The sequence below is a fragment of the Hydrogenophaga borbori genome, from assembly GCF_003417535.1.
Taxonomy (GTDB): Bacteria; Pseudomonadota; Gammaproteobacteria; order Burkholderiales; family Burkholderiaceae_C; genus Hydrogenophaga; species Hydrogenophaga borbori.
On the sequence record NZ_QVLS01000010.1, the window covers coordinates 183561 to 207017 of the forward strand.

The following is a 23457-nucleotide window of genomic DNA, read 5'->3' on the forward strand; positions in this document are numbered from 1 at the left end:
TGACACGCCCGGCGCCCGGGCGGCCCGCGGCGGGCGCACTCCTACAATTCCGGGATGCGCCAGACACCTGCCTCCGCCGCGCCCACGGGCACCGAACTCTCTCCCATCACCGCGCTGTCGCCGCTGGACGGCCGCTACGCGGGACGCCTCGCGCCGCTGCGCCCCTTCATGAGCGAGCTGGGCTACATGCACCGGCGCGTGCAGGTCGAGATCGCCTGGTTCATCGCCCTGTCCGACGCCGGCTTTGCCGAGTTCAAGCCGCTGTCGCCGGGTGCGCGCACTTACTTGCTGGGCCTGGTGAAGAACTTCGGCGAGGCCGATGGCGAGGCCATCAAGGCCATCGAAAAGACCACCAACCACGACGTCAAAGCCGTCGAGTACTGGATCAAGTCGAAGTTCGAGGCCCGGCCCGAACTGGAGCGCGCGGCCGAGTTCGTGCACTTCGCCTGCACCAGCGAGGACATCAACAACACCAGCCACGCGCTGCAGCTCAAGGGGGCGCGCGAGCTGGTGCTGCTGCCCGCGCTGGACGCGGTGATCGACAAGCTGCGCGAGATGGCGCATGCCTTCGCCGCCGTGCCCATGCTCAGCCGCACCCATGGCCAGACCGCCAGCCCCACCACCGTGGGCAAGGAACTCGCCAACGTGGTGGTGCGCCTGGCGGGCGCGCGCGAGCGCATCGCCTCGGTCAAGTTGCTGGGCAAGATGAACGGCGCGGTGGGCAACTACAACGCCCACCTCTCGGCCTGGCCCGATTTCGACTGGGAGGCCTTCAGCCGCAAGGTGGTGGAGACGCCCGAGCCGCTCGGCCTGGGCCTCACCTTCCAGCCCTACAGCATCCAGATCGAGCCGCACGACTACATGGCCGAGCTGTTCGACGCGGTGGCGCGCGCCAACACCATCCTGGTCGACCTCGCGCGCGACATCTGGGGCTACGTCAGCGTGGGCTACTTCAAGCAGAAGCTCAAGGCCGGCGAGATCGGTTCCTCGACCATGCCGCACAAGGTCAACCCGATCGACTTCGAGAACGCCGAGGGCAACCTGGGCCTGGCCAATGCGCTGCTGCGCCACCTGAGCGAAAAGCTGCCCATCAGCCGCTGGCAGCGCGACCTGACCGACTCCACCGTGCTGCGCAACATGGGCGTGGCCCTGGGCTATGCCGTGCTGGCCTACCACGCGCTGGGCGTGGGCCTGAACAAGCTCGAGCTGAACGAGGAGGCGCTGGCCGCCGACCTCGACGCCTCCTGGGAGGTGCTGGCCGAGCCCATCCAGACGGTGATGCGCCGATTCGGCGTGCCCGGCGCCTACGAAAAGCTCAAGGAAGTGACGCGCGGCAAAACCGTCACCGCCGAGGCCCTGCACGCGCTGATCCGCAGCCTGGAGATTCCCGAGGCCGAGAAGGAACGGCTGCTGGCCATGACGCCGGCCAGCTACACCGGCAAGGCAGCCGAACTGGCCCGCCGGTCCTGAACGCCTCGCCGGCACCCGCCGCCGGGCGGGCCGGCCTCAGGTGGTCGCGTCCAGCGCCCGCTCGCGGTAGCGGTTGAAGCGCCAGGCGTCGCCCTCGATGGTGATGCGCCGCCAGGTGGCGCGCTTCTGGCCGGGACTCATCTCCGTCCAGCGCTGCACTTCCTCGAACAGGCGGCCGCAGCCCTTGCAGACCTCGTCGCCCTGGCTGGTGGAGCAGATGGCGATGCAGGGTGTGTCCGGCGTGGTGGCGTACCAGGCCAGCCAGGCCTCGCGCGCCGGGGGCGGCAGGGTGTGCTCGTCGGCCTCGGTTTCGCGGAAGAAGACCATCAGGGCGTAGACCTCGGCCAGCGCGCGCGTGGGCGCGGGCAGCGAGACGTTGTCGGGCGAGGGTGAGCGTTCGCGCCACCAGTTGATGGCCGCCTCGATGTCGGTGATGTGGATGCCGGCCATGGGGAGCGCGATCATACGGCGCCCCCGCCGCGCGCCGGGCGGCGCCCCCACGCGCCGCCGGGGCGATCAGGCCGCCTTGTTGTTGCGGTACTGCAGGTACTTGCCCGTGGCCACCACCAGCAGCGCGCCCAGGGCGGCCGCGGCGTAGAAGCCCAGGGAGTTGTGCGGCACCCAGGGCTCGATCACCTTGTCGGAGACCAGGGTCTCGGCGCCCACCCAGCCGATCAGCGCCGCGCCCAGGGTCACGATGACGGGGAAGCGCCCCATGATCTTGAGCATCAGCGTGCTGCCGAAGATCACGATGGGAATGGCGATGGCCAGGCCGGCGATCAGCAGCGGCACGTTGCCATTGGCCGCGGCGGCGACGCCGATCACGTTGTCCAGGCTCATCACCAGGTCGGCCACCAGGATGGTGCGGATGGCGGCGAGCAGGCCGCCATCGGACTTGCCCTCGGATTGTTCGTCGTCGCCGCCGTTGAGCAGCTGCACGCCGATCCACAGCAGCAGCAGGCCACCCACCACCTGCAGCCAGGGCAGTTGCATGAGCTTGACCGCCACGACGGTCAGCACCACACGCAGCACCACGGCGGCGGCAGTGCCCCAGAAAATGGCCTGCTTCTGCTGGCGCGGCCCGAGCCCGCGCGCCGCCAGCGCGATCACCACCGCGTTGTCGCCCGAGAGAATGATGTTGATCCAGATGATCTGGCCCAGGCCCAGCCAGAACTGGGGGCTCGACAGCAATTCCATGGTGTGGCTTTCGACGGCCGGCAGCGGCCAAAAAGACGGCGCCCGGGGCGCCACCCCGACAGTGTAGGCATGCTCACCGCCGCCGCCCGTGAGGGTTACCGCGTACGCACCTGCACCGAGGGGACGGCTGGCGGACCTGCGGTGCCGCCGCATACAATCCGGGGTTTCGCGGAAGGGGAGTAGCTCCCGGGCGCGGCGGCGGCTCCTTCTGGCGCCTTGCCGCGCCGGTCAACGCGTCGTCAGTACGGTGTCCGCTGCGCGGCACCCGGCGCGTTGGGCCCACGGACACGTGGCGCCGGGCAAGACCTTCAGACATCGTCCCCTCTGGAGCCCCTTTTCACCATGGAATTCATGTCCGCTGCCTGGTGGTCCGCCCTGCTGGCCATCATCCTCATCGACCTCGTGCTCGCCGGCGACAACGCGATCGTCATCGCCCTGGCCGCGCGCAACCTGCCCAAGCAGCACCAGAGAAAGGCCATCGTCTGGGGCACGGTCGGAGCCATCGTCGTGCGCTCGGCCATGACGCTGGTGGTGGTGTGGCTGCTGCGCATTCCGGGCCTGATGGCCATCGGCGGCATCGCGCTGATGTGGATCGCCTACAAGCTGATCGCCGAGGACGAGGGCGATGGCGACGAGCACGGCCCGGCCGCCACCACCTTCTGGGGCGCCATGAAGACCATCATCATCGCGGACGCGGTGATGGGCATCGACAACGTGCTGGGCGTGGCCGGCGCGGCCCAGGGCGCCTTCGACCTGGTGGTCATCGGCCTGCTCATCAGCATCCCCATCGTGGTGTTCGGCAGCACGCTGATCCTCAAGCTGGTCGAGAAGTACCCGGCCATCATGTACATCGGCGCGGGCGTGCTGGCCTTCACCGCGGGCAAGATGGTGGTGAACGAGAAGATGCTGGCGCCCTGGTTCAAGGGCGGCGAGCCCATGCACCAGGCGGCCTACTGGGGCTTCGTGGCGCTCACCATCGCGGTGGTGCTCACGCTGGGCTACCTGCACAACCGCCGCGTCGCGCAGCGCGCCGCGGCCGCCGACAAGGCCTGAGGCGAACATGAGGCTGATCCTGCGCTGGATGCTGGCGGCCTGCGCGCTGCTGCTGGTGGCCTGGCTGTACGACGGCGTGGAGGTGCGCAGCTTCCCGTCGGCGCTCATCGCTGCCGCGGTGATCGGTCTGTTCTACCTGCTGCTGCGCCCGGTGCTGGTCATCCTGACGCTGCCGGTGACGCTGGTGACCTTCGGGTTGTTCCTGTTCGTCATCAACGCCCTGCTGTTCTGGGCGGCGGCCAGCGTGCTCGACGGCTTCTATGTGGCCGGCTTCTGGGCGGCCCTGCTGGGCTCGCTCATCTACTCGGTGATCATGCTGGTCGTGGACGCCGCCCTGCGCAGCCTGCGCCTGGGTTGAGCCGCGCCGCCGCCTGAGCGCAGCGCGCTCAGCGCTTGTCTTCCTCGCGCATCGCTTCGCGCAGACGCTCTTCCACGTCGCGGCGGCGGCTGTCCACGATGGCCAGCTCGATGGGATCCGCGTTGCGCAGTGCGGGCGGCAGGGCCTGAGCGGCCCTCAGGCGCTCCAGCGCGCCGTCCCAGTCGAACTGCGCGGCCCGCGCCTCGGCCTCGGCGCGCACCGCCCGCAGGGTGTGGCCCAGGGCCTGCTGCGCGCGCGCAAGGATCTGCCAGGCCTGCGCATCGCGCGGGTGGTCCACCACCCAAGCCTGCAGGCGCGACGCGGCGCGCCCGGCCTCACCGCTGGCGATGGCCGCCTGCGCGCCCAGCAGCAAGGGCCCGCGCGAACCGGACGCCAGCGCGCCGTCGCGCAGCTCGGCCAGCAGCGCCGGGTTGGCAGGCATGCCCGGCGACAACAGCAGCTCCAACATCAGGGCATCGGCCATGCCGCGCGCGTCGCCGGCCACGGCCGCGCGCAAGCGCTGGGCCAGTTCCAGAGCGCGCTCGCGCTGCCCCAGCCGCTGCGCGGACAGCGCGCCCGCATACAGCTCGCCGGGCCGCGCCGTGGGCGCGAGCGCGGTCTGCACCCAGGCCGACCAGCGCGCGCTGTTGCGCTCGGCCAGCACGCGCGCGCGCGCCGAGGCCAGTGCGTGCATCGCGGCCGACGGCAGCCCCATGGGGCGCACCGGCGCGTCCGCGCGCGGCCCGACGCCGGCGGCGGCCGAGGGCAGGCGCGACTGCATGTCGGCGATGCGCTCGCCCGTGAGCGGGTGGCTGCGCAGGTACGGAAAGGCGCCGTCGTCGTTCAGGCGCGAGGCCTGCTGCAGCTTGTCGAACATGCTCACGAAGCCCTGGCCATCGAAGCCCGCGCCGGTGAGCACGCCGAAGCCCACCCGGTCGGCCTCGCGCTCCATGTCGCGGGAGAACTTGAGCGACTGCTGCGCGGCCACGGCCGTGCCGCCGGCGACGGCGGCGCCCGCGGCCTGCGGGTTGGAGCCGGCCGCCAGCGCGCCCAGGACCATGGCGGCGATCATCCAGGGCGCCATGCGCTGCTCGTTGGACATCATCCGCGCGATGTGGCGCTGCGAGACGTGGCTGAGTTCATGCGCCAGCACAGAGGCCAATTCCTCCGGCCGTTCCGTCACCGCGAGCAGACCCAGATTGACGCCCAGGTAGCCGCCGGGCAATGCAAAGGCGTTGACGCTGCGGTCGCGCGAGATCATCAGCTCCCAGGCCAGGCGCTCGGCCAGCTCGGGCGCCACCTCGCCGCGCTGCTTGGCGGCGGCCAGCAGAGGCTGCCACAGCAGCTGCAGGTAGTCGACCAGCATGGGGTCGTCGAGGTAATCCGGGTCCCGGTAGATGCTGCGCGCGATGCGGTCGCCCAATCGGCGCTCGGCGGACACGGTGAGGCCTTCGCCGTCCCCCAGGCTGGGCAGGGCGAGATTGGCGCTCGGGCTGGGGTTCTGGGCCGGCGCGCGCGCGGTGCCGCCGGTCTGCGCCTGGACGCCCGTCATGGGCCAGGCCAGGGCCAGCGCGAGGAGGGACAGGGCCAGTCGCGGAGGCCGCCGGGGGGCCGCAGGGGTCGAAAACATGGCCGTATGATGCCGCCAACCCCCTCCGGTTCACCGCGCCCCCGCGCAAAGCCGCCATGAAGCGGCGTTACCAAGCGTCACGAACGTGCCCCAGCCCCCCGCCCCATCCGCCCCCACCGACAGCCCGCTGACCCATTTCGACGCCCAGGGCCAGGCCCACATGGTCGACGTCGGCGCGAAAGCGAGCACCCACCGCGTGGCGGTCGCCGAAGGGCGGATCACCATGCAGCCCGCGACGCTGGCCCTGATCGAATCGGGCACGGCGAAGAAGGGCGATGTGCTGGGGGTGGCTCGCCTGGCCGGCATCATGGCCGCCAAGAAGACCAGCGACCTCATCCCCCTGTGCCACCCGATCGCGCTGACGCGGGTGGCGGTGGAGTTCGCGGTGGACCCGGCCAGCCACAGCGTGCTGTGCACCGCCACCGCCGAATGCACGGGGCAGACGGGGGTGGAGATGGAGGCCCTCACCGCCGCCTCGGTGGCCTTGCTCACGATCTACGACATGTGCAAGGCGGTGGATCGGGGGATGGTGATGGGGGGCGTTAGATTGAGGGAGAAGCGGGGGGGGAAGAGTGGTGACTTCCTGGCCCCCAGGGCACATGATGCGACATGATGCGGACAGACAGACCCGGCTGAGTCACTCTGCCGAGGCTGGGGAGCTCGCAGGCAAGGGCATGGGGCCGATGTTCGGTTGTGCCTCGGGCGCAGATCTGGACAGGCTGTCGTGCCCACCGAAATCGGGCCACGCCACCGCCGCCAGCGCGGGGTAAGCCGCTTGATCGCGGCGCCATATCCAATGGATCACACGAACACCTTCCGTACCCGTGATGGCGTTGTAGCGCTGCATCCACATGCGCGCCGTTTCTGAATCGCCGGCCAGGGCGTAGGCCTTCGCCGCCGCGTAGAGCGCGGGTGGCGTATTCACGCTGTGGGCCGTGTCCGACACCCAGGCCAGTTCTCCCGCACTCATGCCTTGGCGCAAAGGCAGACGGTACAGCACGAGTTCGTCGTAAATCTGGTTGAGGATGCGCGGTGGATTCACCGGGGTATCGGGCCGCTTGCCCACGCGGCTGTTTTCGTAGCGCCACTCGGTGTAGCGTTCACGGTAGGGAAAATAGTCTGCCGAGATCCCGGCTGCGACGGCCAGCGTCGTGACGCCGGCAACGGCCCAGGCCGATCTGGGCAGTGAATACACGCGCGCGCCAGACGCCGGGGGTGGCATCAGCCAACCGGCAAACAGCCCGGCGGGCGCCATGAAGAACAGAAACTGGTGGGGCAACTCCAGCATGGCGTGCAGGCCAAGCGCTCCGAGCACCGCCAGCGGAAACACGCTCTCCGGCCGCCGGGGCAGCTCGATCAGGCGCTTGGCGGCCCAGGCGCCCAAGGCCACCAGAAGAGATATGCCCAGCGGCACACCGAACCAGATCACGACATCGATGATGGCGTTGTGCGCATGCACAAACCGTTGTCCGATGTAGAAGTCCGGTCGGGTGTGCGCTGCGGCGAGGTAGGCCTCCGCCCCGTCGGTCAGGCCATAGCCAAACCAGGGCCGCTCCAGAATGCCCGCGCCAAAGGCGCGCCAAGCGTCGATGCGCGAGCCCTCGATCGCTGTCAATCGCGACGGTCCGCTCGGCTGCACCCCGATCGAAAAGGTCAGCTCGGGCATGAACCAGAGCCCGACGATGATGAGCCCCGTGGCAACGACCCAGGTGGCAAAGATGTCCCGGCCTGGCTTGTCCTTGAGCGAAAAGAACAGCAATCCCGCCACGAGCCCCATCTCCAACAAGCCCGTTCTGGATTCCGTCAAGCCGATACCGACACCGATCCATGCGAAGAGCAACACGAACAGCGAGGCCGAGAGCATTCGGTGGTAGCGAAACCAAGACAATCCGATCAGCCCCCACACCTGGAGCGTGGCGAGTTGGTTGGGCTGTAGGATCATGCCGCCGGGACGCGAACTGGAATGAATGGGCGTGACCAGCAACATGGTCCACGAATCGGGGTTCCAGGAGAACCATCGCAGCCACTGGATCCATTGCACAGGCACATTCAGGGCGGCCGCCATCACCAGCGCCGCAAAAACAATGTCGATCAAGCGGCGATGCTGGTTCACACGGGCCGCGTGCCCCACAAAAAACGCCACCGCCACGGCACCGACGTAGGCACAAGAGACCGCCGCAGTGCCCGTTTTGGGTATCAAGCCACCCAGCCACTGCGCCCAGGGCACGGCCATCATGAGCAACAGCACGCCCCCAAACACCGACAGCGGCACGCGCCAACGTGTTTGCCACGCCAATACGATGGCGCATACCCCCAGCACAACCGCCATCGCCAACTCGTGCTGAAACGCCACCCACGGCAGGGGGTGATCGGGCACCAGCCACACCAGTGACAGCAGCGCCGCACCCAGGGCGTTTTCGATCGTGTGGTGTGTCGAGTAGGGTGGCGGTGAATTCATAGCGTATGCGCGCCAAAAAAATAGGCCGCAAAGCGGCCTATTTTGGTCAGGAGAGCCTTAGTTGCGGCAAGAGCCAGGCAGATAACGTGCGGGCATCGCGTTGGCAGTCGCAGGGCCGCAGCGCCATTCCTGGATCACGAAACCGGCGTGGTTGGCACCGACGAGAGCGGTGATAGCACCGTTCGCCGACACGAACGGCGCGAGCTGGATGGAGTTGGCCGTGGCGCTGGTGTCGCCGCCGAGGTTGGTCGCGTTGCCCACGATGGTGATCACGCCGTTACCGTCGGCGGCGCCCGACGTCACCATGCGGGTGGGCTGAACGTTGCACGAGTTCTGGATGGCCGTCGAAGCGTCCGTCCCGGGCGTCGCGGATTGAACGGTCTCGGTGATGGCCGTGCGGCACGCCGACGCCGCCAGCACGACTTCCGACACGCGGGCACGCACCGTGTAGTCCTGATAAGCCGGCAGCGCCACGGCCGCCAGAATGCCGATGATGGCCACCACGATCATCAATTCGATCAGGGTGAAACCTTTTTGAATCGTACGCTTCATTGAGAACTCCTCCAGAAGGGGGGTTGGGTTGAGACCCCTCCTCTTCTGCAGATGGCGTGCCAGCTTCGCGAACCGGACGAGCGTACCGGCTACAAGGACGACCGGCCAATGGGCGACCTGATTCATCCTTTTGGCTTAGTTTTTGTCGGACAAATTTCGTCGCCCCGGCGGACGATCGACAGGATTTGTCAGACCTCGAAGACCTGGCCTGCGCTGAGCCAGCGGATATCCTGCGGCACGCCGGCACCCAGGCGACGGATCTCGTCCGCGATCAATTCGGTTTCCGCCGGCTTGGTATGGGTGATGTGGATCGGGTAGTGCCGGCCGGGCGCGATCTGACCCAGCTCTTCGGCCAGCCACACGGGGGCCAGGTGCTGGCTGCGGCGCGCCAGTTCCGCTTCGCGGTCGCTGAAAGCAGTCTCGATGACCAGTTGCGCCACGTCGAGCTGGTTGATCCGGCGCCAGAACGCCGGGTTGCGGCCGGTATCGCCGCTGAACACCCAGTGCGGGCCGCCACTGTCCCGCGCCACGGCGAAGCCCACCGCCGGCACCGTGTGCACCGCCGGCAGGGCTTCGAAGCACTTGCCATTGACCTTCACCACATCGCCCACGTCGAAGGAGGTGAAACGCATCAGCGGCGCCCCCTCCGATGGAATGCGCGAGAAATCCGGCCAGATGAGGTCATTGAAAATGTGCGCCCTCAGCGCCGCGATGGTGCCGGGCAGCGCATGCACCTGCAGGGCCGGCCGGCCGCAGGCCAGACGGCGCGACGCCACCGCGTCCAGCATGAGCGGCAGCGAGGCCACGTGATCGAGGTGCGCGTGCGTGAGCAGCACATGGTCGATGCGCAGCATCTCATCGATGCGCAGGTCACCCACGCCCGTGCCCGCGTCGATGAGCGTGTCGTCGTCGATCAGAAAGGCGGTGGTCCGGCATCCCTGGGCGATGGCACCGGAACACCCGAGTACGCGAACCCTCATCGGCATCGGGTGGAAAACATGGAGGGCCCCGAGGGTACCCCCCACCGCCCGCACGGGATGTGACTTATTCCTCGGCACGCGCCCGCGCGTGGCGTTTCGGCGGCCGCGCCGGGATGGGCGCGAAGCGCCCCTTGGGCTCAGGGCTGGACGAACTGCATCTGCGTGCCGGCCAGCTCCAGCAGGTCACCGTTGTGCAGGTCGATCCCATCGGTGCCCAGCGGTTTGCCATTGACCGTGGGCTTGACCGTGCCTTCCACCATGGCCACGACGTAACCATGCGGGCGGCGGGTGATGGCGGCCACCGCCACGCCTGGCTTGCCGATGGTGGTGACCACCTTGGTCAGCGCCACCTCGCGACCAGCGGCCGAGCCGCTGACCACCTTGATGGCCGCCGGGCCCAGGGTCGCGCTGGCGGATTCCGCGCCAGACACCACCGTGCCGGCGTTGATCACCGTGGTCTTCTCCTGGGACTCGGCTCCGTCATTGACGAACTTGATCTTGTACTTGCCAATTTCGACCGTGTCGCCGCCCTGCAGCTGCTGCTTCTTGATCGCCTTGCCGTTGACGTAGGTGCCGTTGGTGCTGTTGAGGTCTTCCAGGAAGACGTCGGCGCCCGACATTTGCAGCACGGCGTGCTCGCCGCTGACGGCCAGGTTGTCGATGACGATGTCGTTGTAAGGACGGCGGCCCAGGGTGGTGCGGTCCTTGGTGAGCTGGACCTCCTTGATGACGACGCCGTCAATGGAAACGATCATTTTCGGCATGGCCGACTCCTCTGGGATTCCTGTAGGACTTGGTGTGGGATCAGAGCGGATTATTGACCCAGCATGCGCGACAGCAGGCCGCGGCGGGTGGGTCGGGCGCGAGCAAACGCCAGTATCACAGAAATATTGTCGCGCCCGCCCGCGCCATTGGCGGCCTCCACCAGGGCCGTTGCCTTTTCCTCCAATGTGCCGGCGGTGACCAGCAGCGCGGCAATGCGTTCGTCGCTGAGCATGTCGTTCAGGCCGTCGGAGCAGAAGAGGTAGAGGTCGCCGTCCTCGACGCGGTATTCGTTGACTTCGAGCAGCACGGTGTCTTCCACGCCGAGCGCGCGCGTGACCAGATTGCGGTGCGTGGCGAACTGCGCCTGCTCCATCGAGATCAGGCCGGCGTCGATCTGCTCCTGCAGCAGGGAATGGTCGCGCGTCATCTGCACGAACTCGCCGCGGCGCAGGCGGTAGCAGCGGGAGTCGCCGACGTGGCCGATCATCACGCGGCCGTCGAGGAACACGCCCATCACCAAGGTCGTACCCATGCCCGCGTACTGCGCGTTGGCGTTGGCGGCGTTGAAGATGGAGCGGTTGGCGTTGTCGATGCAGATTTCCATCGCCCGCTTGAGCTCGCGCGCGCTGGATTCGAAGCCACCGTCGGCGATCCACCGCCCGAGCTCCGTCTTGATGAAGGTGGTGGCCATGGCGCTGGCCACCTCGCCCGCGTTGTAGCCGCCCATGCCATCGGCGAGGATGGCCAGGCGGTTGTCGGGGTCGAGCGCCACCGAGTCCTCGTTGTTGTCCCTGACGAGTCCTGGATCGGTCAGGGCGTGAAACTCGAAATTCATGAGGGTGGCGTTATACCGATGGGGGAATCGAGGCGCGTTCGTCGGCGGACGACCGCTGGGGCTGGGGGCGCCGAAGGCAGGGCCGACCGACGCGGCCCGAAAGGTGTTGCATTTTGTTGCAGCCGCCCGCGCCGCGACAAGCTGTATCGGTGACAAGCGTCACGTTGCGCGCAACAGGCGAAAAAAAAGGCAACGCGCGCGTTGCCTTTTGCACACCCTACCGGGCGATCAGATCAGGGACTTGAGCAGCTTGGCCATCTCGGACGGGTTGCGCGTGACCTTGAAGCCGCACTCTTCCATGATGGCCAGCTTGGCATCGGCCGTGTCGGCGCCGCCGCTGATCAGCGCGCCGGCGTGGCCCATGCGCTTGCCGGGGGGCGCGGTGACACCGGCGATGAAGCCCACCACGGGCTTCTTCATGTTCGCCTTGCACCACATCGCGGCCTCGGCTTCGTCGGGGCCACCGATCTCGCCGATCATGATCACGGCGTCGGTGTCCGGGTCGTCGTTGAAGGCCTTCATCACGTCGATGTGCTTGAGGCCGTTGATGGGGTCGCCGCCGATGCCCACGGCACTGGACTGGCCCAGGCCGATTTCGGTGAGCTGCGCCACGGCTTCATAGGTCAGCGTGCCCGAGCGGGACACGACGCCGATGCGGCCCTTGCGGTGGATGTGACCGGGCATGATGCCGATCTTGATCTCGTCGGGCGTGATCAGGCCCGGGCAGTTGGGGCCCAGCAGCAGGGTCTTCTTGCCGCCGGCGGCCTCCTTGGCCTTCATCTTGTTGCGCACTTCCAGCATGTCGCGCACGGGGATGCCTTCGGTGATGCAGATCGCCAGGTCCAGGTCGGCCTCGACGGCTTCCCAGATGGCGGCCGCCGCGCCCGCGGGCGGCACGTAGATCACGGAGACGGTGGCGCCGGTCTGCTTCGCGGCTTCCTTCACCGAGGCGTAGATCGGGATGTTGAAGATCGACTCGCCGGCCTTCTTGGGGTTCACGCCCGCGACGAAGCAGTTCTTGCCGTTCGCGTATTCCTGGCATTTCTCGGTGTGGAACTGACCCGTCTTGCCCGTGATGCCTTGGGTAATGACCTTGGTGTCTTTGTTGATGTAGATCGACATGCTTGTTCCTCGGCTCAGGCTTTGACGGCGGCGACGACCTTCTGGGCCGCTTCGGCCATGGAGTCGGCGCTGATGATGGGCAGGCCCGATTCGGCCAGCATCTTCTTGCCCAGTTCTTCGTTGGTGCCCTTCATGCGCACCACCAGCGGCACCTTCAGGTCCACCGCCTTGCTCGCGGTGATGACGCCCGTGGCGATGGTGTCGCACTTCATGATGCCGCCGAAGATGTTGACCAGGATGGCCTTCACCTTGGGGTTTTTGAGCATGATCTTGAAAGCCTCGGTCACCTTCTCGGGGGTGGCGCCGCCGCCCACGTCAAGGAAGTTGGCCGGCTCGGCGCCGAACAGCTTGATGGTGTCCATGGTGGCCATGGCCAGGCCAGCGCCGTTCACCAGGCAGCCGATGTTGCCGTCCAGGCTGATGTAGGCCAGGTCGAATTTGGAGGCTTCGATCTCGGCCGGGTCCTCTTCGTCCAGGTCGCGCAGCGCCACGATTTCGGGGTGGCGGAACAGGGCGTTCGAGTCGAAGTTGAACTTGGCGTCCAGGGCGATGATGTTGCCCTTGCCGTCGCGGTTGAGCGGGTTGATCTCGACCAGCGAGGCGTCCGTCTCCATGTAGCACTTGTAGAGCTTCTTGCAGACATCGGCGAACTGCGCCTCGGAGTCGGCCGGCAGGCTGATGCCCTTGGCGAGCTCCTTGGCCTGCGCGTCGGTCAGACCGACGAGCGGGTCGACGAAGACCTTGATGATCTTCTCGGGCGTGGCGTGCGCCACCTCCTCGATGTCCATGCCGCCTTCGCTGGAGGCGATGAAGGCCACCTTCTGCGTGCCGCGGTCGGTCACGACGGAGAGGTAGTACTCCTTCTGGATGTCGGCGCCGTCTTCGATGTACAGGCGGCGCACCTTCTGGCCTTCGGGGCCGGTCTGGTGGGTCTTGAGCTGCATGCCCAGGATCTGGCCGGCCAGTTCTTTCACCTGGTCGATGGTCTTGGCGACCTTCACGCCACCGCCCTTGCCGCGTCCACCCGCGTGGATCTGCGCCTTGACGACCCACACGGGCCCGCCGAGCTTCTGCGCGGCTTCCACCGCCTCTTGCACCGTGAACGCGGGAATGCCGCGCGGCACGGGCACACCAAATTGGCGCAGGATTTCCTTGCCTTGGTATTCGTGAATCTTCATGAGGTCTCTCTCAGGGATGGATCGTGTGTCCGGCGCGGCAGCGGCGGCCGGTAGACGGGCTCTCGGACGGAGCAACCAGGGAATGTATCATGGTGCATCGCACCAATCCGGGTCGCGGCGGCGCCCGCCCCAGGCGTTCGTCGGCCCGCCCCGCCACAGGAACCGCGCATGGCCCACCAGATTTTCATCGACGGCGAAGCCGGCACCACCGGCCTGCAGATCCGCGAGCGGCTCGTGAAGGAGCCGGGCGTGCAGTTGCTCAGCATCGCGCCCGAACGCCGCAAGGACCCCGAGGCCAAGCGCGAACTCATGGCGCAGGCCGACCTGGTGGTGCTGTGCCTGCACGACGACGCGGCGCGCGAATCGGTCGCGATGGTCGACGCCCTGCCCGGGCACAAGCCGCGCATCATCGACGCCTCCACCGCGCACCGCACCGCGGCGGGCTGGGTCTACGGCTTTCCCGAACTCACCGCCACGCAGGCGCAGGCCGTGCAGCGGGCCAACCGCGTGGCCAACCCCGGCTGCTACGCCACCGGCGCCATTGCGTTGATCCGCCCCCTGGTCGATGCCGGCCTGATTCCCGCCGACTTCCCGCTCTCGCTGCCCTCAGTCAGCGGCTACTCGGGCGGCGGCCGCTCCATGATCGAGGCCTACGAGGCCGGCACCGCACCGCTGTTCGAGGCCTATGCGCTGGGCCTGTCGCACAAGCACCTGCCTGAGATCATGGCGCTCACGGGCCTGCAGCGCCGCCCCATCTTCATCCCGGCCGTGGGCAACTTCCGCCAGGGCATGCTGGTGCAGTTGCCGCTGCACCTGGACGCGCTGCCGGGCCAGCCCCAGGCCGCCGACCTGCACGAGGCACTGCGGAAGCACTACGCCGCGAGCGCGGCCGCCGGCGGTTTCGTGAAGGTGCTGCCCCCCACGGACGACGGCAAGCTCGACGCCACCGCGCTCAACGACACCAACCTGATCGAGCTGCGCGTGTTCGCCAACGAAGCGCACCGCCACGCGGTGCTGATCGCGCGCCTGGACAACCTGGGCAAGGGCGCCAGCGGGGCGGCGGTGCAGAACCTCAAGCTGATGCTCGGGCTGTGAGCGAAGGCCGGTCAAGAACCGGCCGAATATCCCCGCCGAGTGGCCAGCGCCCCCTCAGGACATATCGCCGCGCCCCGCGTCGCCGATGATGCGCCGCGCCACCCCGGCGTCGAAACCTCGCGCCACCAGAAAGCGCGCCTGGCGCGCCCAGTCGGCCGGGTCGGTCGGGGCGCGGCCGAATTTCTTGCGCCAGACCTCGCGCGCCCGCTCCAGTTCGCTGCCGCGCAGGCCGTCCACGGCCTGGGCCACCGCCTCGGCCGGCAGGCCTTTGGCCTGCAGTTCCTGTCGCACGCGCGAGGCCCCCAGGCGGGCGGCGCGGCGGTGGATCACCGACTCGATGACCCGCTGCTCGTCGATGAAGCCCCTGGCCTGCAGCTCGTCGAGCGCCTGCGCCAGTTCACCGGGTGTTTCCTCGTGCGAGGCCAGCTTGCGCTGCAACTCCGCGCGCGAGTGCTCGCGCTGCGCCAGCAGGCGCAGCGCGCGGCCTTTGAGAGAGGGCTTGTCGAAGCCCATGGCGCTCAGGCGTCGGCCGCCTCGGCGTCGGCGGCATCGGCTTTGGCCTTGGATTTGCGCGCCTTGGCGGGCGCGGCCTCTTCCTCGCCCGAAGCGCCATCCAGCGGCAGCTGCGGCACGCCCAGGGCCTCGCGCACCTTGTTCTCGATCTCGACGCGCAACTCGACGTTTTCCTTGAGGAACTCGCGCGCGTTGTCGCGGCCCTGGCCGATCTTCTCGCCGTTGTAGGCGTACCAGGCACCGGACTTCTCGACCACGCGGTGCACCACGCCCAGGTCGAGGATCTCACCCTCGCGGCTGATGCCTTCGCCGAACAGGATGTCGAACTCGGCCGTCTTGAACGGCGGCGAAACCTTGTTCTTCACCACCTTGACCTTGGTCTCGTTGCCGATGGCCTCGTCGCCCTTCTTGATGGTGCCGGTGCGGCGGATGTCCAGGCGCACCGAGGCGTAGAACTTGAGCGCGTTGCCGCCGGTGGTGGTCTCGGGGCTGCCGAACATCACGCCGATCTTCATGCGGATCTGGTTGATGAAGATGACCGTGCAGTTGGTCTTCTTGATGGTCGCCGTGAGCTTGCGCAGGGCCTGGCTCATGAGCCGCGCCTGCAGGCCGGGCAGCTGGTCGCCCATCTCGCCCTCGATCTCGGCCTTGGGCGTGAGCGCGGCCACCGAGTCGATGACGACCAGGTCCACCGCACCCGAACGCACCAGCGAGTCGACGATCTCCAGCGCCTGTTCGCCGGTGTCGGGCTGGCTGATCAGCAGCTCGGGCAGGTTCACGCCGAGTTTTTGCGCGTACTGCACGTCCAGGGCGTGCTCGGCGTCGACGAAGGCGCAGGTGCCGTTCAGGCGCTGCATCTCGGCGATGACCTGCAGGGTGAGCGTGGTCTTGCCGGACGATTCCGGGCCGTAGATTTCGATCACGCGGCCACGCGGCAGGCCGCCGACGCCCAGGGCGATGTCCAGGCCCAGCGAGCCGGTGGAGACGACCTGGATGTCCTCGATCTGCTCACCCTCGCCGAGCTTCATGATCGTGCCCTTGCCGAACTGCTTTTCGATCTGGGCCAGCGCGGCCTGCAGGGCCTTGGCCTTTTCGCTGTTGAGGGCGGCGTTTTTCACGGGTGCATCCATCGGTGGCTCCTGAGCGGTGAGTGGGTGTTGACTTAGGCTGACTGTGATCGCATCCAGTACTGGATGCATGGCCAGCAGTTTAGCCGCGTATTTCTCGCCAACAAGCCAATTTTTGGTCAGTTTGCCTGACAATCAGACCATGGTTTCCTTGCCCGACGACCGCTGGCGCGGCGGCCACCTGGGCCGCCTGTTGGGCGAGGCCCTGCGCCGCTTCGACGCTCGCGTGCTGCATCTGATGGCGCACGACGCCGAGGTGCCGCTGGCCCTGTCCAACCTGGCGGCGCGCCAGCAGGTGGGCGCGGCGCACGTGCACATCACGCGCCACCTGTCGCTGCGCGGCTCGCGCCTCACCGAGCTGGCGCAGGCGGCCGGCATGAGCAAGCAGGCCATGGGCGACCTGGTCGCGCAGTGCGAGGCCTGGGGTCTGGTGCGGCGCGAAAGCGACCCGCGGGACGCGCGCGCGCGCCGCATCGTCTTCACGCCCGACGGCCTGCTCTGGCTGGACGCCTTCCGCCGCGCCGTCGCCCAGGCCGAGGCCGAGTTCGCCGCCCAGGTGGGCCAGGAGGTCGCCACGGTGGTGGCCATCGGCCTGGAAGCCTATGCGCAGGCCTGAAGCGCCACTCGGGGCGCGGCGCCATCCCTACAATGCCCGACGACCTGAGGAGACAAGCCATGCGCATCCTGATCGCGGAGGATGACCACGTCCTGGCCGACGGCCTGCTGCGCAGCCTGCGCGCGGCCGGCGCGGCGGTCGATCACGTGGCCAGCGGCACCGAGGCCGATGCGGCCCTGATGACCAACAACGAGTTCGACCTGCTCATCCTCGACCTGGGCCTGCCGCGCTTGCACGGCCTGGAAGTGCTCAAGCGGCTGCGCTCGCGCGGCTCGGCCATGCCGGTGCTGATCCTCACCGCGGCCGACAGCGTGGAGGAGCGCGTCAAGGGCCTGGATTTCGGCGCCGACGACTACATGGCCAAGCCCTTCTCGCTGCAGGAGCTGGAAGCGCGCGTGCGCGCCCTCACGCGCCGCGGCATGGGCGGCAGCACCAACTTCATCCGCCACGGCCCGCTGGAGTACGACCAGGCCGGCCGAGTGGCCACCATCGACGGCAAGCTGATCGAGCTGTCGGCGCGCGAGCTGGGCCTGCTGGAGGTGCTGCTACAGCGCGCGGGCCGCCTGGTCAGCAAAGACCAACTGGTCGAGCGCCTGTGCGAATGGGGCGAGGAAGTCAGCACCAACGCGATCGAGGTCTACATCCACCGCCTGCGCAAGAAGATCGAGAAAGGCCCGATCCGCATCGCCACCGTGCGCGGCCTCGGCTACTGCCTGGAGAAGGTGTGAGCCAGCCCGCGCCGGACGACGGCACGGCGCGCCAGACCACCCCCACCACCATCTCCTTCGGCCTGTTCCAGCGCGAGCAGCGCAGCCTGTTCGGCGAGATCCTGGACTGGATGCTCACGCCGCTGCTGCTGCTGTGGCCGCTGTCGCTCGCGCTCACCTGGGTGGTGGCGCAGGGCATCGCCAACAAGCCCTTCGACCGCGCGCTCGAATACAACCTGCAGGCGCTGGCGCAGCTGGTGGTGGTGGAGAATGGCGCGCTGCGCTTCGCGCTCGACCCGCAGACGCGCGACCTGCTGCGCGCCGACGACTCCGACCTGGTGTACTTCCAGCTCGTCGACGGGCACGGCCAGTTCGTCAGCGGCGAGGTCGAGTTGCCCGGACCGCCCCCCGACGAGGTGCCCGAGGCCGGCCGCGTGCGCCAGCGCGACGACGTGTTGCGCGGCGATGCGGTGCGCGTGGCCTACACCTGGCTCGCGCGGCCCGACCCGCGGCACCCGGTGCTGCTGCAGGTGGCCGAAACCACGGGCCGGCGCTCCACGCTGGCCAACGAGATCATCAAGGGCGTGATGGTCCCGCAGTTCGTCATCCTGCCGCTGGCGGTGTTGCTGGTCTGGCTGGCGCTGGTGCGCGGCATCCGCCCGCTGTCCGACCTGGAGCAGCGCATCCGCGCGCGCCGCCCGGACGACCTCAGCCCGATCGAGGAGGCCGACATCCCACAGGAGGTGGCGCCCCTGGTGGCCTCGATCAACGACCTGCTGGCGCGGCTGAAGGCCTCGCTGACCACGCAGCGCCGCTTCCTGGCCGACGCCGCGCACCAGCTCAAGACGCCGCTGGCCGGCCTGCGCATGCAGGCCGAGCTGGCGCAGCGTGAGTCCGACCCGGCCGGCCTGCGGGGCTCGCTGCAGCAGATCGCGCGCGCCAGCGCCCGCGCCACGCACACCGTGAACCAGCTGCTGGCGCTGGCACGCGCCGAGACCACCGGCCGCACCCTGCCGAGCGCGCGCGTCGATCTGGCGCGGCTGGTCGCCGCCGTGGTGCGCGACACCGTGCCGCGCGCGCTGGAGCTGGGCGTGGACCTGGGCGTGGAAGGCGACCACGAGGTGCCCGAGGAGCTGCAGCTCACCGGCAACCCCACCCTGCTGCAGGAAATGGTGCGCAACCTCGTGGACAACGCCATGGCCTACAGCGGGCCCAAGGGCGTGGTGACCGCGCGCGTGCTGGTGGACCGCTTCAGCGGTGTGCAGCTGGTGCAGGTGGAGGACAACGGCCCGGGCATCCCGGTGAGCGAACGGGCACTGGTGATGCAGCCCTTCTACCGCGCGCTGGGCACGGACGTGGACGGCTCGGGTCTGGGCCTGGCCATCGTGCAGGAGATCGCCCAGCAGCACGGCGCCACCGTGCACATGGAAGACGCGCACCCGGAGCGCGGCCGCCCGGGTCTGCGAGTGTCGGTTCGCTTCGTGGCGAAGCAGGCGAGCGAGTGAAACCCGCCGCCCGCCGCCGCTTCAGCCTTTGTAGACGTTGAGCTCCAGGCGCTCGCGCTCCATGGCGCGCGCCACCGCCGGCAGCGCCGCGAAGCGCTGCACCAGCGCCCAGGTGGCGGGCAGGCTGTTGGGGTCGATGCCCGCGAAGCCGCCCCAACGCAGCAGGGTGAGCGCGTAGGCGTCGAGCGCGCCGGGCTTGTCGCCGCCGAGCCAGGGGCTGGCCTTCTGGGCCAGCGCCTCGAGCTCGCCGAGCAGGCCGCGGTAGACCTCCACCGCGTGCGCCTTCACGGCCTTCTGCGCGGCCTCGTCGGCGGTGAACTTCTGGGGCATGAACACGTGCGTGAAGGTGGGGTGCACGGTGTTGTTCATCCAGGCCAGGGTCTGCAGCGCGCGCGTGCGCGCCACGCCCGAGGCGGGCAGCAGGCCGGCCTCGGGGAACTGGGCGTCCAGGTAGAGCACGATGGCCGGGATCTGGGTGATGACCTCGTCGCCATCCACCAGCACCGGCACCTGGCCGCGCGGGTTGATGGCCAGGTACTCGGGCGCGCGCTGCTCGCCTTTGTGCAGCTTGACCATCGACGGCTCGAAGCTGGCGCCAGCGAGCTCGAGCGAGCTGTGCGGAACGAAGGAACACGCGCCGGACGCGTAGTAGAGCTTGAGGCCCATGGGATCGGTCTCCTGGAAGTGTTGAAGGAATTCAGCTCAGGTGATCGCCGACCAGGCCGGCGATCTCGAACATGGTGACGGCGTCTTTGCCGAAGACCGGGCGCAGCTTGGCGTCGGCCTTGATGCGGCGCTTGTCCGCCGGGTCCTGCAGGCCATTGGCCTTGATGTAGTCCCACAGCTTCTTGACCACCTCGGGCCGCGACACCGGCCCTTCGCCGATGACGGCGGCCAGCGCCGCGCTGGGCTGCTTGCCGGTGGCGGCGGTGGCCTTGCGCGGGGCTTTCTTCTCGGCCGGCGCCTTCTTGGCGGCTGGCGCCTTCTTCGCGGCGGCCTTCTTTGCCGGCGCGGCGGCCTTGGCGGCCGGGCGCGCGCCCGCCTTGCGCGGCGGGTACTTGCTGTCGCGCGGCTCGAATTCGAAGTTCACCTTGCCGGCCTCGGCGTCCCAGGCCAGGAAGGCCTTGAACGAGCGGCGCGTGCGCATGGAGACGAACTTGTCGAGCAGGTCGGTCTTGCCGGTGGTCAGCAGCTTGCTCATCTGCTCGCGCGCCACCGGCTGCTGCAGGATGACCTTGCCGCTCTTGAAGTCGCAGCTCGGCGTGGGCTGCTGCGCCGTGGGCACGGCGCGCTCGCACACGTAGTTGGCGCCGTGCTCGTGCACCGCGCCGCCGCACTTGGGGCAGGCGCCCAGCGATTCGCTGCCGGAGAAGTCGACCAGTTCACCGGTCTCCTCGTCCTTGCGGTCGTCGCCGAAGTCGAATTCGAGCTTCCAGTTGCGGTCTTCCTCGCTGTGCTTGAGCACGAGCTCGGCCACGAAGGGCCAGCCCGCCTTGGAGCGAAAGCCCTCGAGCGGGCCGATGCGCTTGTCGCGCAGGAAGGCATCGGCCTCGGCCGTTTCGAAGGTGCGCCCGGCGGGCGACTTGGTGAACGAGAAGCCGCAGCCCTCGCCGGCGCCGTCGGCGCCGGTGCAGGCGAAGCGGCGGTAGTTCTCCTTCACCACGCCGCCGCAGTTGGGGCAGGGCGTGGACAGCGTGGCGTAGTCGCCCGGCACGGTGTCGCGGTCGTACTCCTTGGCCTTCTTCACCAGGCGCTCGGTCATGGACGCGATCTCGGCCATGAAGGCGTCGCGCGACAGCTTGCCGTGCTCCATCTGCGCGAGCTTGTACTCCCACTCGCCGGTGAGCTCGGGCTTGGACAGCTCCTCCACCTCCAGGCCGCGCAGCAGCGTCATGAGCTGGAAGGCCTTGGCGGTGGGGATGAGCTCGCGGCCTTCGCGCAGCATGTACTTCTCGGCCAGCAGGCCTTCGATGATGGCCGCGCGCGTGGCCGGCGTGCCCAGGCCTTTTTCGTGCATGGCCTCGCGCAGCTCCTCGTCGTCGATGAGTTTGCCGGCGCCCTCCATGGCGGCCAGCAGCGTGGCTTCGCTGTAGCGCGCGGGCGGGCGGGTCTGCAGGCCCTTGTGCTCCACCGACTCGGTCCGCACAGTCTCGCCTTCGCGCACCGGCACCAGGTTCTGGCCCTTCTCCCCGGGCTTGGCGCCTTCCACCTCGTCGGCGGCTTCCTTGCCGTAGACCGCCATCCAGCCCGGGTTGACCAGCACCTTGCCTTCGGTCTTGAAGTGGTGGTTGAGCACGCTGCTGATGCGCGTGGTCACGGTGAACTCTGCGCTGGGGAAGAACACCGCGATGAAGCGGCGCACCACCAGGTCGTAGAGCTTCTGCTCGGCCTCGGACAGGCCACTGGGTGCCTGCAGCGTGGGAATGATGGCGAAGTGGTCCGAGACCTTGCTGTTGTCGAAGATGCGCTTGCTCGGGCGGATGTAGCCCTTGGTCAGCGCGGTCCGGGCGTGCGGTGCCAGGTGCACCATGCCGCTGCCGGCCAGCATCTCGAAAGTGTCCTTGACCGTGCCCAGGTAGTCCTCGGGCAGGGCGCGCGAATCGGTTCGCGGGTAGGTCAGGGCCTTGTGGCGTTCGTACAGGCTTTGCGCGAGCTGCAGCGTGGTCTTGGCCGAGAAGCCGAAGCGGCCGTTGGCCTCGCGCTGCAGGCTGGTCAGGTCGTAGAGCTGGCCGCAGGCCTGGGTGGTGGGCTTGCTCTCTTCCTTCACGCTGGCGGCCTTGCCGCGCACCGCATCCACGATGGCCTGCGCCTCCTGCAGGCTCCAGACGCGGTCGGCGCGCAGATCGGCGTCGGCGTCCTCGCCCGTGGGCTTCTTGAAGTCGGGGTTGAACCACTTGCCGGGGTACTCGCCGGCCTCGGCCAGGAAGCTGGCGTGGACCTCCCAGTAGTCGCGCGGGCGGTGCGCGCGGATCTTTTCCTCGCGCTCCACGACGATGGACAGGGTAGGCGTCTGCACCCGGCCCACCGTGGTGAGGAAGAAGCCGCCATCGCGCGAGTTGAAGGCGGTCATGGCGCGCGTGCCGTTGATGCCCACCAGCCAGTCGGCCTCGGAGCGGCTGCGCGCCGCATCGGCCAGGCCGCGCATCTGCGCGTCGCTGCGCAGCTTGTCGAAACCCTCGCGGATCGCGGCCGGCGTCATGGACTGCAGCCACAGCCGGCGCACCGGCTTGCCCAGGCCCTGGTACTGGCCACCCTTCTGGCCACCGGCGTACTGCTCGATCAGGCGGAAGATCAGCTCGCCCTCACGGCCCGCGTCGCAGGCGTTGATGAGTTCGCCCACGTCCTTGCGCCGCGCCAGCTTGACCACCGCGTTGAGTCGCGACTTCGCCTTGTCGATCGGCTTGAGCTCGAAGTACGGCGGCAGCACCGGCAGGTGGGCGAAGCTCCACTTGCCGCGCTTGACGTCGAACTGCTCGGGCGCGGCGATCTCCACCAGGTGGCCCACGGCGGAGGTCACGACATAGCGCTCGTTCTCGAAGTGCTCGTCGTGCTTGTCGAACTTGCCCGCCACCGGCGTGAGCGCGCGCACGATGTCCTGCGCCACGGATGGCTTCTCGGCAATGACCAGTGTTTTGGCAGAACCTTCGGTTTTCATCTCTACAATCCGCTCCCACGCGCGCTCGCGCATGCACACACGTGCGCGCGCTTGTCGTGCGCGCACCCACGCGCGCACTCGCATGAAACAACCTTACCAAAGAAATCCGACGTGACGAAAACCCCGCGCAAGCCCTCGGCACGCTCCGCATCCCCGGCCAAGTCCAGCGACGCGCGCCGCATCCAGACGCGCCGCTCCGGGGTGCACGGCAAAGGCGTCTTCGCGCTGGTGGACATCGCGCCGGGCGAAACGCTGATCGAGTACACGGGCGAGGTCATCACCTGGGCAGAAGCGCTGGACCGCCACCCGCACGACCCGAGCGACCCGAACCACACCTTCTACTTCCACATCGACGAAGAACACGTGATCGATGCGAAGTACGGCGGCAACTCGGCGCGCTGGATCAACCACAGCTGCAAGCCCAACTGCGAGGCCGACATCGAGGATGGCCGCGTGTTCATCCGCAGCCTGCGCGCCATCGAGGCCGGCGAGGAGCTGTTCTACGACTACGGCCTCGTCATCGACGAGCCGTTCACGCCCAAGCTCAAGGCCCAGTACCCCTGCTGGTGCGGCGCCAAGAAGTGCCGCGGCACGCTGCTGGCGCCCAAGCGCGGCGGGCGCGCCACCAAGCTGGGGTAAGG

General features: G+C 68.4%; 23 protein-coding genes. 9 read left to right on the top strand and 14 right to left on the bottom strand.

Annotated features, from left to right (window positions below; all coding sequences use genetic code 11):
* Positions 1-54: 54 nt before the first annotated feature.
* Positions 55-1470, top strand: coding sequence for an adenylosuccinate lyase (purB, locus tag DY262_RS15995; protein ID WP_116960095.1), 1416 nt, complete (start codon positions 55-57; stop codon positions 1468-1470).
* 36 nt (positions 1471-1506) lie between these two features.
* On the opposite strand, the gene DY262_RS16000 is transcribed toward purB, so the two are convergent.
* Both DY262_RS16000 and DY262_RS16005 read right to left on the bottom strand, forming a co-directional pair.
* Positions 1507-1920: a DUF3717 domain-containing protein gene (locus tag DY262_RS16000; RefSeq protein WP_116960148.1), complete on the bottom strand. Its 414-nt coding sequence runs from the start codon at positions 1918-1920 to the stop codon at positions 1507-1509.
* 66 nt (positions 1921-1986) lie between these two features.
* Positions 1987-2667, bottom strand: coding sequence for a TerC family protein (locus tag DY262_RS16005; RefSeq protein WP_116960096.1), 681 nt, complete (start codon positions 2665-2667; stop codon positions 1987-1989).
* 342 nt (positions 2668-3009) lie between these two features.
* Here DY262_RS16005 and DY262_RS16010 point away from each other — a divergent pair, with 342 nt between their 5' ends.
* Entirely contained in the window at positions 3010-3720 is a 711-nt protein-coding gene (locus DY262_RS16010; protein WP_116960097.1) for a TerC family protein, read from the top strand.
* 7 nt (positions 3721-3727) lie between these two features.
* Positions 3728-4078, top strand: a complete 351-nt coding sequence (locus DY262_RS16015) for a phage holin family protein (protein WP_070399749.1) — start codon at positions 3728-3730, stop codon at positions 4076-4078.
* Between the two features lie 28 nt (positions 4079-4106).
* Here the strand turns inward: DY262_RS16015 and DY262_RS16020 are convergent, their stop codons facing one another.
* Positions 4107-5708: a M48 family metalloprotease gene (locus DY262_RS16020; RefSeq protein WP_116960098.1), complete on the bottom strand. Its 1602-nt coding sequence runs from the start codon at positions 5706-5708 to the stop codon at positions 4107-4109.
* An 85-nt stretch (positions 5709-5793) separates the two neighbouring features.
* On the opposite strand from DY262_RS16020, the gene moaC reads away from it, so the two are divergent.
* Positions 5794-6321 carry a cyclic pyranopterin monophosphate synthase MoaC gene (gene moaC, locus DY262_RS16025; protein WP_281272929.1) on the top strand — a complete coding sequence of 176 codons (528 nt, stop codon included), beginning with the start codon at positions 5794-5796 and terminating at the stop codon, positions 6319-6321.
* Between the two features lie 24 nt (positions 6322-6345).
* On the opposite strand, the gene DY262_RS16030 is transcribed toward moaC, so the two are convergent.
* The 7 genes from DY262_RS16030 to sucC all read right to left on the bottom strand — a co-directional run bounded on the left by DY262_RS16030 (position 6346) and on the right by sucC (position 13598).
* Entirely contained in the window at positions 6346-8166 is a 1821-nt protein-coding gene (locus DY262_RS16030) for a PglL family O-oligosaccharyltransferase (RefSeq protein ID WP_147326250.1), read from the bottom strand.
* A 57-nt stretch (positions 8167-8223) separates the two neighbouring features.
* The gene (locus DY262_RS16035; protein ID WP_116960100.1) at positions 8224-8718 is read right to left on the bottom strand and encodes a pilin; all 495 of its coding nucleotides are present in this window, start codon (positions 8716-8718) and stop codon (positions 8224-8226) included.
* 188 nt (positions 8719-8906) lie between these two features.
* Complete coding sequence (locus DY262_RS16040; RefSeq protein WP_116960101.1) at positions 8907-9698, bottom strand: MBL fold metallo-hydrolase; 792 nt, start codon at positions 9696-9698, stop codon at positions 8907-8909.
* Positions 9699-9835: 137 nt separating this feature from the next.
* A complete protein-coding gene (locus DY262_RS16045) occupies positions 9836-10462 on the bottom strand; it encodes an FHA domain-containing protein (protein ID WP_116960102.1) in 627 nt (208 codons plus the stop codon).
* A gap of 50 nt (positions 10463-10512) precedes the next feature.
* Entirely contained in the window at positions 10513-11298 is a 786-nt protein-coding gene (locus DY262_RS16050; protein WP_070399746.1) for a Stp1/IreP family PP2C-type Ser/Thr phosphatase, read from the bottom strand.
* Positions 11299-11526: 228 nt separating this feature from the next.
* Complete coding sequence (gene sucD, locus DY262_RS16055) at positions 11527-12420, bottom strand: succinate--CoA ligase subunit alpha (RefSeq protein ID WP_116960103.1); 894 nt, start codon at positions 12418-12420, stop codon at positions 11527-11529.
* A gap of 14 nt (positions 12421-12434) precedes the next feature.
* Positions 12435-13598: an ADP-forming succinate--CoA ligase subunit beta gene (sucC, locus tag DY262_RS16060; protein WP_116960104.1), complete on the bottom strand. Its 1164-nt coding sequence runs from the start codon at positions 13596-13598 to the stop codon at positions 12435-12437.
* Between the two features lie 168 nt (positions 13599-13766).
* Between sucC and argC the strand changes: the two genes are divergently transcribed.
* Positions 13767-14693, top strand: coding sequence for an N-acetyl-gamma-glutamyl-phosphate reductase (gene argC, locus DY262_RS16065; protein ID WP_116960105.1), 927 nt, complete (start codon positions 13767-13769; stop codon positions 14691-14693).
* Between the two features lie 54 nt (positions 14694-14747).
* On the opposite strand, the gene recX is transcribed toward argC, so the two are convergent.
* Positions 14748-15206 carry a recombination regulator RecX gene (recX, locus tag DY262_RS16070; RefSeq protein ID WP_116960106.1) on the bottom strand — a complete coding sequence of 153 codons (459 nt, stop codon included), beginning with the start codon at positions 15204-15206 and terminating at the stop codon, positions 14748-14750.
* Between the two features lie 5 nt (positions 15207-15211).
* Positions 15212-16336: a recombinase RecA gene (gene recA, locus DY262_RS16075; RefSeq protein WP_116960107.1), complete on the bottom strand. Its 1125-nt coding sequence runs from the start codon at positions 16334-16336 to the stop codon at positions 15212-15214.
* Positions 16337-16475: 139 nt separating this feature from the next.
* Here recA and DY262_RS16080 point away from each other — a divergent pair, with 139 nt between their 5' ends.
* The 3 genes from DY262_RS16080 (at position 16476) to DY262_RS16090 (ending at position 19161) form a co-directional block, all read left to right on the top strand.
* A complete protein-coding gene (locus tag DY262_RS16080; RefSeq protein WP_083293229.1) occupies positions 16476-16949 on the top strand; it encodes a helix-turn-helix domain-containing protein in 474 nt (157 codons plus the stop codon).
* Positions 16950-17008: 59 nt separating this feature from the next.
* A complete protein-coding gene (locus DY262_RS16085) occupies positions 17009-17677 on the top strand; it encodes a response regulator (RefSeq protein ID WP_116960108.1) in 669 nt (222 codons plus the stop codon).
* Positions 17678-17787: 110 nt separating this feature from the next.
* Positions 17788-19161, top strand: a complete 1374-nt coding sequence (locus tag DY262_RS16090; RefSeq protein ID WP_416187026.1) for a sensor histidine kinase — start codon at positions 17788-17790, stop codon at positions 19159-19161.
* Positions 19162-19182: 21 nt separating this feature from the next.
* Here the strand turns inward: DY262_RS16090 and DY262_RS16095 are convergent, their stop codons facing one another.
* On the bottom strand, positions 19183-19827 hold the full coding sequence (locus DY262_RS16095; protein ID WP_116960110.1) for a glutathione S-transferase family protein: 645 nt from the start codon (positions 19825-19827) through the stop codon (positions 19183-19185).
* Between the two features lie 31 nt (positions 19828-19858).
* Positions 19859-22816: a DNA topoisomerase III gene (locus DY262_RS16100; RefSeq protein ID WP_116960111.1), complete on the bottom strand. Its 2958-nt coding sequence runs from the start codon at positions 22814-22816 to the stop codon at positions 19859-19861.
* A 111-nt stretch (positions 22817-22927) separates the two neighbouring features.
* Between DY262_RS16100 and DY262_RS16105 the strand changes: the two genes are divergently transcribed.
* On the top strand, positions 22928-23455 hold the full coding sequence (locus DY262_RS16105; RefSeq protein WP_181936535.1) for an SET domain-containing protein: 528 nt from the start codon (positions 22928-22930) through the stop codon (positions 23453-23455).
* Positions 23456-23457 lie beyond the last annotated feature (2 nt).

Bases quoted from the DNA above. Each gene is read 5' to 3' on its own strand.
- purB (WP_116960095.1), top strand. From the start codon at position 55: ATGCGCCAGACACCTGCCTCCGCCGCGCCCACGGGCACCGAACTCTCT.
- DY262_RS16000 (WP_116960148.1), bottom strand. From the start codon at position 1,920: ATGGCCGGCATCCACATCACCGACATCGAGGCGGCCATCAACTGGTGG.
- DY262_RS16005 (WP_116960096.1), bottom strand. From the start codon at position 2,667: ATGGAATTGCTGTCGAGCCCCCAGTTCTGGCTGGGCCTGGGCCAGATC.
- DY262_RS16010 (WP_116960097.1), top strand. From the start codon at position 3,010: ATGGAATTCATGTCCGCTGCCTGGTGGTCCGCCCTGCTGGCCATCATC.
- DY262_RS16015 (WP_070399749.1), top strand. From the start codon at position 3,728: ATGAGGCTGATCCTGCGCTGGATGCTGGCGGCCTGCGCGCTGCTGCTG.
- DY262_RS16020 (WP_116960098.1), bottom strand. From the start codon at position 5,708: ATGTTTTCGACCCCTGCGGCCCCCCGGCGGCCTCCGCGACTGGCCCTG.
- DY262_RS16030 (WP_147326250.1), bottom strand. From the start codon at position 8,166: ATGAATTCACCGCCACCCTACTCGACACACCACACGATCGAAAACGCC.
- DY262_RS16035 (WP_116960100.1), bottom strand. From the start codon at position 8,718: ATGAAGCGTACGATTCAAAAAGGTTTCACCCTGATCGAATTGATGATC.
- DY262_RS16040 (WP_116960101.1), bottom strand. From the start codon at position 9,698: ATGAGGGTTCGCGTACTCGGGTGTTCCGGTGCCATCGCCCAGGGATGC.
- DY262_RS16045 (WP_116960102.1), bottom strand. From the start codon at position 10,462: ATGCCGAAAATGATCGTTTCCATTGACGGCGTCGTCATCAAGGAGGTC.
- DY262_RS16050 (WP_070399746.1), bottom strand. From the start codon at position 11,298: ATGAATTTCGAGTTTCACGCCCTGACCGATCCAGGACTCGTCAGGGAC.
- sucD (WP_116960103.1), bottom strand. From the start codon at position 12,420: ATGTCGATCTACATCAACAAAGACACCAAGGTCATTACCCAAGGCATC.
- sucC (WP_116960104.1), bottom strand. From the start codon at position 13,598: ATGAAGATTCACGAATACCAAGGCAAGGAAATCCTGCGCCAATTTGGT.
- argC (WP_116960105.1), top strand. From the start codon at position 13,767: ATGGCCCACCAGATTTTCATCGACGGCGAAGCCGGCACCACCGGCCTG.
- recX (WP_116960106.1), bottom strand. From the start codon at position 15,206: ATGGGCTTCGACAAGCCCTCTCTCAAAGGCCGCGCGCTGCGCCTGCTG.
- recA (WP_116960107.1), bottom strand. From the start codon at position 16,336: ATGGATGCACCCGTGAAAAACGCCGCCCTCAACAGCGAAAAGGCCAAG.
- DY262_RS16080 (WP_083293229.1), top strand. From the start codon at position 16,476: ATGGTTTCCTTGCCCGACGACCGCTGGCGCGGCGGCCACCTGGGCCGC.
- DY262_RS16085 (WP_116960108.1), top strand. From the start codon at position 17,009: ATGCGCATCCTGATCGCGGAGGATGACCACGTCCTGGCCGACGGCCTG.
- DY262_RS16090 (WP_416187026.1), top strand. From the start codon at position 17,788: ATGCTCACGCCGCTGCTGCTGCTGTGGCCGCTGTCGCTCGCGCTCACC.
- DY262_RS16095 (WP_116960110.1), bottom strand. From the start codon at position 19,827: ATGGGCCTCAAGCTCTACTACGCGTCCGGCGCGTGTTCCTTCGTTCCG.
- DY262_RS16100 (WP_116960111.1), bottom strand. From the start codon at position 22,816: ATGAAAACCGAAGGTTCTGCCAAAACACTGGTCATTGCCGAGAAGCCA.